A 7,005-nucleotide genomic window follows, 5' to 3' on the forward strand; every position below is an offset into this window, starting at 1 on the left:
GGGTATAATTCAATTTATAAAGAAATGTATCCCACACCGATAAAGGTGATATCGCGTCAGCGATTTTAGCGCTTCTGGTTTTGTTGAGGGAAGCGAGAACTGAATTTTAAATTCATCCAATGTGACAATGAATGAAGGAGAGACCCATGCAGGTCAGCAGAAGGCAGTTCTTTAAGATCTGCGCTGGCGGTATGGCAGGAACCACGGTCGCGGCACTCGGCTTTACGCCGTCGGTGGCGCTGGCGGAAACGCGCAATTATAAGTTGCTGCGCGCCCGTGAAACGCGGAATACCTGCACATATTGTTCCGTCGGTTGCGGGCTTTTGATGTATAGCCTCGGCGACGGTGCTAAAAACGCCAAAGAGAGTATTTTCCACATTGAAGGGGATCCGGATCATCCGGTAAACCGTGGTGCGCTGTGCCCTAAAGGTGCGGGGCTGGTGGATTTTATTCACAGCGAAAGCCGCTTGAAATACCCAGAATACCGCGCGCCAGGTTCAGACAAATGGCAGCGAATCACTTGGAATGATGCATTTGACCGCATTGCCAAGCTGATGAAAGAAGACCGGGACGCTAACTTCATTAAGACCAACGATGCGGGCGTGACCGTCAACCGTTGGCTGAGTACCGGTATGCTGTGTGCTTCTGCATCCAGCAATGAGACGGGTTATCTGACCCAGAAATTTAGTCGCGCTCTCGGCATGCTTGCCGTAGACAACCAAGCACGTGTCTGACACGGACCAACGGTAGCAAGTCTTGCTCCAACATTTGGTCGCGGTGCGATGACCAACCACTGGGTTGACATCAAGAACGCAGACTTAATTATCGTCATGGGCGGTAATGCGGCAGAAGCGCATCCGGTGGGGTTCCGCTGGGCGATGGAAGCCAAAATCCACAACAATGCCAAGTTGCTGGTAATAGACCCACGCTTTACCCGTACTGCTTCGGTGGCTGATTTCTATACGCCAATCCGCTCCGGTACTGATATTGCGTTCCTGTCCGGCGTGTTGTTGTACCTGATGACCAACAACAAAATTAACCGCGAATACGTCGAAGCTTATACCAACGCCAGCCTGCTGGTGCGGGAAGACTATACCTTCGATGATGGCCTGTTCAGTGGTTATGATGCCGAAAATCGCAAATACGATAAAACCACCTGGAACTACCAGTTGGATGAAAACGGCTTTGCCAAACGCGATGTCACATTACAAGACCCGCGCTGTGTGTGGAACTTGCTGAAAGAACACGTCAGCCGTTACACGCCAGAGGTGGTTTCCAACATCTGCGGTACGCCAAAAGAAGATTTCTTGCAGGTTTGCGAATATCTCGCCGAAACCAGTGCGTCCAATAAAACCGCCTCGTTCCTGTATGCGCTGGGCTGGACACAACACTCGGTTGGCGCGCAAAACATCCGTACCATGGCGATGATCCAGTTGCTGCTGGGCAATATGGGGATGGCAGGGGGCGGTATTAACGCCTTGCGCGGTCACTCTAATATTCAGGGCTTAACTGACCTGGGCTTGCTGTCACAAAGTTTGCCTGGCTACCTGAACTTGCCGTCAGAAAAGCAACCGGATATTGATACGTACCTGAAGGCCAATACCCCGAAAACCCTGTTGCCGGGCCAGGTTAACTACTGGAGCAATTACCCGAAATTCTTCGTCAGCCTGATGAAAAGTTTCTACGGTGATAAAGCTCAGAAAGAGAACGGCTGGGGCTACGACTGGTTGCCGAAGTGGGATAAAGGCTACGACGTTTTGCAATATTTCGAGATGATGTCGCAGGGTAAAGTGAATGGCTATATTTGCCAGGGCTTTAACCCGGTCGCGTCGTTCCCGAACAAAAACAAAGTAGTGGCATCACTGTCGAAACTGAAATTCTTGGTGACTATTGACCCGCTCAATACTGAAACCGCGAATTTCTGGCAAAACCACGGTGAATTTAATGATGTCGATCCATCGAAAATTCAAACCGAGGTATTCCGCTTGCCATCCAGTTGTTTCGCTGAAGAAAACGGTTCTATCGTTAACTCCAGCCGCTGGCTGCAATGGCACTGGAAAGGTGCTGATGCGCCGGGCGAAGCATTGAACGATGGCGCTATTTTGGCCGGTATCTTTAGTCGTCTGCGTGATATGTACCGCCGCGAAGGTGGTGCCGTGCCAGAACAGGTGCTCAATATGACCTGGGATTATTTGACGCCAGACAATCCAGAGCCAGAAGAAGTGGCACAGGAAAGCAATGGTAAAGCGCTGGCCGATATTACCGATGCCGATGGCAAAGTTCTGGTCAAAAAAGGCGAGCAGCTCAGCACCTTTGCTCACCTGCGCGATGACGGCACCACCGCCAGTGGCTGTTGGATCTTTGCCGGTAGCTGGACACCCGCCGGTAACCAGATGGCACGGCGTGATAATGCTGATCCATCAGGTCTTGGCAATACGCTGGGCTGGGCATGGGCATGGCCGCTTAACCGCCGCATTCTGTACAACCGCGCGTCCGCTGATCCACAGGGTAAACCTTGGGATCCGAAACGCCAGTTACTGGAGTGGGATGGTGCCAAATGGGGCGGCGTCGATATTCCAGATTACAGCGCTGCTGCACCGGGCAGTGATGTCGGGCCGTTCATTATGCAGCCTGAGGGCATGGGACGTCTGTTTGCCATCGACAAAATGGCAGAAGGGCCATTCCCGGAACACTATGAGCCATTCGAAACGCCGCTGGGCACCAACCCGCTGCATCCGAATGTGATATCCAACCCAGCCGCGCGCGTCTTTAAAGATGATCTGGCTGCCATGGGTTCTCATGAGCAGTTCCCGTATGTCGGCACCACTTATCGTCTGACAGAACATTTCCACTACTGGACTAAGCATGCGCTGCTCAATGCTATCGCTCAGCCAGAACAGTTTGTGGAAATTGGCGAAAAACTGGCGGCGAAAAAGGGCATTAAGCAGGGCGATACCGTGAAAGTCAGCTCCAACCGCGGCTATATCAAAGCCAAGGCAGTGGTGACCAAACGTATTCGTACGCTGAATGTTCATGGGCAGGAAGTTGACACTATTGGTATCCCGATCCACTGGGGTTACGAAGGGGTGGCGAAAAAAGGCTTTATTGCCAATACCCTGACACCGTTTGTCGGTGATGCTAATACACAAACGCCAGAGTTTAAGGCGTTCCTGGTCAACGTGGAAAAGGTGTAACGGAGAGAACCTATGTCACTGCAAACTCAAGACATTATCCGGCGCTCCGGCACCAATTCCCTTACGCCGCCGCCACAGGATCGTAACCACCAGCAAGAGGTGGCCAAGCTTATCGACGTCACCACCTGTATCGGCTGCAAAGCCTGTCAGGTGGCCTGTTCGGAGTGGAACGACATTCGTGATGAAGTGGGCCATAACGTCGGGGTGTACGATAACCCCGCCGATTTGACCGCCAAGTCATGGACGGTAATGCGTTTTTCTGAAGTTGAAGACGAAGAGAGCGGCAAGCTGGAGTGGCTGATCCGTAAGGATGGCTGCATGCATTGTGCTGATCCGGGCTGTTTGAAAGCCTGCCCGTCAGAAGGCGCTATCATTCAGTATGCGAATGGTATTGTCGACTTCCAGTCAGAGCATTGTATCGGTTGTGGTTACTGCATCGCTGGTTGCCCGTTTGATGTCCCGCGCATGAACAAAGACGACAATCGGGTATACAAATGTACTCTGTGCGTCGATCGCGTCGGTGTGGGTCAGGAACCTGCCTGTGTGAAAACCTGCCCGACCGGGGCGATTCACTTTGGTACTAAAGAAGCGATGAAAGAAGTGGCCGCAGGCCGGGTTAGCGAACTGAAAACGCGCGGCTTTGATAACGCCGGGTTATATGACCCAGCAGGTGTTGGGGGCACCCACGTGATGTATGTGCTGCATCATGCGGATAAACCTCAGCTTTATCATGGTTTGCCGGAGAACCCGACCATCAGCCCGACGGTCACTTTCTGGAAAGGCATCTGGAAACCACTGGCCGCGATTGGCTTTGCCGCGACCTTTGCCGCCAGTATCTTCCACTACGTGGGTGTCGGCCCGAATCGGGTTGAAGAAGAAGAGGAGGAAGACGATAAACCGGATTCCGCATCTTCCGATACCGCATCCAAGGCTCCTGAGCCTACCACCGCTGAACACTCAGACGACGGGGAGACGCGGAAATGAGAAAAGAAAAGCGTATCCAGCGCTACAGTGCGCCGGAGCGAATCAACCATTGGATAGTGGCTTTTTGTTTTATATTAGCTGCCATCAGTGGGCTTGGGTTCTTCTTCCCATCATTTAACTGGCTGATGAATATTTTTGGTACGCCGCAGTTGGCGCGCATCCTTCACCCCTTCGCCGGGGTGATTATGTTCGCCGCCTTCCTCATCATGTTCTTCCGTTACTGGAAACATAACCTGATCAACAAGGAAGACCTGGAGTGGGCTAAAAATATCCATAAAATTGCCATGAATGAGGAAGTGGGTGATACGGGGCGCTATAATTTTGGTCAGAAATGCGTATTCTGGGCTGCTATTATCAGCCTGGTGTTATTGCTGGCCAGTGGCGTGGTGATTTGGCGGCCTTACTTTGCGCCCTCTTTCCCGATCCCACTGATTCGTCTGGCGCTGTTGGTGCATTCATTGGCCGCGGTAGGATTGATTATCGTGATTATGGTGCATATTTATGCCGCCCTATGGGTGAAAGGCACCATTACCGCGATGGTAGAAGGTTGGGTACCCGCAGCATGGGCTAAAAAGCACCATCCGCGTTGGTATCGCGAGGTCAATGCCAAAAGGCAGCTTCAGAACAAACAGGAAGAGAAACCCTGATGAGTATTCGCATTGTCCCTAAAGATCAATTAGGTAAACAGAGCGAAAAAGGTACAACGGCGGGGAATATCCCGCCGTTACTTTTCGCGAATTTAAAAAGCCTGTATACCCGGCGCACCGAACGTTTACAGCAGTTAGCGCTGGATAATCCACTGGCTGACTATCTGGATTTCGCCGCCAAAATTACCCAGGCGCAGCAAAAAGCGCTGCATGACCACCCGCTGGTGTTGGATATGCAGACTGAGTTGGCACAATCTGCGGCCAGTGGTAAACCGCCGCTAGATTTGAGTGTTTTTCCGCGCACCGATCACTGGCGCAAGCTGTTATCAGCACTGATTGCCGAGTTACGCCATGATGCCCCCGACCATATCGTGGCGGTGCTGGATAATCTGGATAAGGCATCAGTACATGAGCTGGAATTGTACGCAGATGCACTGTTAAACCGCGAATTTGCAGATATTGGCAGCGAAAAAGCGCCCTTTATCTGGGCTGCGCTATCCTTGTATTGGGCGCAGATGGCGAGCCAAATTCCTGGCAAAGCGCGGGCCGAATATGGTGAACATCGCCAATTCTGCCCGGTGTGCGGCAGTATTCCTGTTTCCAGTGTGGTACATATCGGTACGCAAAACGGTTTACGTTATTTGCACTGCAACTTGTGTGAAAGCGAGTGGCATGTGGTGCGGATTAAATGCAGTAATTGCGAGCAGACCCGTGATTTGAACTACTGGTCGCTAGACACCGAATTAGCCGCCGTGAAAGCGGAAAGTTGTGGTGATTGTGGCACTTACCTGAAAATCTTATATCAGGAAAAAGACCCGCTGGTAGAAGCGGTGGCAGATGATTTGGCTTCGCTGATTCTTGATGCCAAGATGGAAGGCGAAGGGTTTGCCCGTAGCAGTATTAATCCCTTTTTGTTTCCCGGGGAATAAATAGGTCTACAGGTGAGTAAGTTATCGGTTACGAATCTCCCCCATTAATATTTATTGTGCTGAAGATAAAAGTATCATTCAGCACAATAAAATAACCGAAAGTTAGTTGTCACCAAACAAGTCACGGGTATAAACTTTATCTTTTACATCATTTAATATATCAATCATCCGGTTACTTATGATTATATCGGACTCTTTCTTAAATTTATCTAAGTCAGTCAATACTCGAGAGTTAAAAAACTCAGATTCTTTTAGTGTAGGTTCATAGATAATAACTTCAATACCTTTCGCTTTAATACGTTTCATGATCCCTTGAATACTAGATGCTCGGAAGTTATCAGATCCGCTTTTCATTATGAGACGATAGACACCAACAATCTTTGGTTTATGTTGCAGGATTTCTGCTGCTATAAAATCTTTTCGTGTTGTATTGGACTCTACGATAGCATTAATAATGTTTTGTGGGACATGGCGATAATTTGCCAGGAGTTGCTTAGTATCCTTAGGTAAGCAATAGCCACCGTAGCCAAACGATGGATTGTTATAGTGTGTCCCAATTCTAGGGTCCAGACATACCCCATCGATAATTTGACGTGTATTTAAACCATGGGAGGCCGCATAAGTATCAAGTTCATTAAAGTAGGAAACCCGCATAGCTAAATAGGTATTTGCAAAGAGTTTTATCGCCTCAGCTTCAGTGGAATCAGTAAACAGAGTTGATATATTTTCTTTAATTGCGCCCTCTTTTAATAAGTTAGCAAATACTTCAGCGCGCTGGGAACGTTCACCCACAACAATACGGGAAGGGTGCAAGTTATCATAGAGAGCGCTCCCTTCTCGTAAGAATTCAGGCGAGAAAATAAGATTATCACAACCAAGATTTTTTTTTGTTTTTGTCGTATAACCTACTGGCACAGTTGATTTTATAATCATAACAGCATCAGGATTAATAGTCATAACATCCTGAATGACGGCTTCAATAGATGTAGTATTAAAATAATTAGTTTCAGGATCGTAGTCGGTAGGGGTAGCAATAATAATATAACTTGCTCCCTCATAAGCTTCATGCTTATCTAGCGTGGCTCGAAAATTAAGCGATTTATTTTTTAAAAAATCTTGTAACTCAGAATCAACAATTACAGATTCTTTGCGATTAAGCATCGAAACTTTTTCTGGAATAATATCTAACGCTACGACTTCATGATATTGCGAAAGTAAAATACCATTAGATAAACCTACATAACCTATACC

Annotated in this window: 5 protein-coding genes; 4 read left to right on the plus strand and 1 reads right to left on the minus strand. The window is 48.9% G+C overall.

Features of this window, described 5'->3' with window-relative positions; all coding sequences use genetic code 11:
- Positions 1 to 146 precede the first annotated feature (146 nt).
- Genes fdnG through fdhE form a run of 4 tightly spaced genes read left to right on the plus strand, consistent with a single transcriptional unit; the run spans position 147 to position 5,754 of the window.
- Positions 147 to 3,194, plus strand: coding sequence for a formate dehydrogenase-N subunit alpha (gene fdnG, locus HU019_RS03835; RefSeq protein ID WP_174848311.1), 3,048 nt, complete (start codon positions 147 to 149; stop codon positions 3,192 to 3,194).
- 12 nt (positions 3,195 to 3,206) lie between these two features.
- Positions 3,207 to 4,178, plus strand: coding sequence for a formate dehydrogenase subunit beta (fdxH, locus tag HU019_RS03840; RefSeq protein WP_174848312.1), 972 nt, complete (start codon positions 3,207 to 3,209; stop codon positions 4,176 to 4,178).
- Positions 4,175 to 4,825: a formate dehydrogenase cytochrome b556 subunit gene (fdoI, locus tag HU019_RS03845; protein ID WP_005161937.1), complete on the plus strand. Its 651-nt coding sequence runs from the start codon at positions 4,175 to 4,177 to the stop codon at positions 4,823 to 4,825. The genes fdxH and fdoI overlap by 4 nt, the downstream gene beginning before the upstream one ends.
- Positions 4,825 to 5,754, plus strand: coding sequence for a formate dehydrogenase accessory protein FdhE (gene fdhE, locus HU019_RS03850; RefSeq protein WP_174848313.1), 930 nt, complete (start codon positions 4,825 to 4,827; stop codon positions 5,752 to 5,754). The genes fdoI and fdhE overlap by 1 nt, the downstream gene beginning before the upstream one ends.
- A gap of 102 nt (positions 5,755 to 5,856) precedes the next feature.
- Here the strand turns inward: fdhE and HU019_RS03855 are convergent.
- Positions 5,857 to 7,005 (minus strand): nucleotide sugar dehydrogenase (locus HU019_RS03855; RefSeq protein WP_235921476.1); only part of this gene is annotated, 1,149 nt, incomplete at its 5' end.

This window comes from Yersinia artesiana (assembly GCF_902726545.1).
Classification (GTDB): Bacteria; Pseudomonadota; Gammaproteobacteria; order Enterobacterales; family Enterobacteriaceae; genus Yersinia; species Yersinia artesiana.

What these genes read in the sequence shown, in the direction of transcription:
- fdxH (WP_174848312.1), top strand. Translation starts at nt 3,207, where the DNA reads ATGTCACTGCAAACTCAAGACATTATCCGGCGCTCCGGCACCAATTCC.
- fdoI (WP_005161937.1), top strand. Translation starts at nt 4,175, where the DNA reads ATGAGAAAAGAAAAGCGTATCCAGCGCTACAGTGCGCCGGAGCGAATC.
- fdhE (WP_174848313.1), top strand. Translation starts at nt 4,825, where the DNA reads ATGAGTATTCGCATTGTCCCTAAAGATCAATTAGGTAAACAGAGCGAA.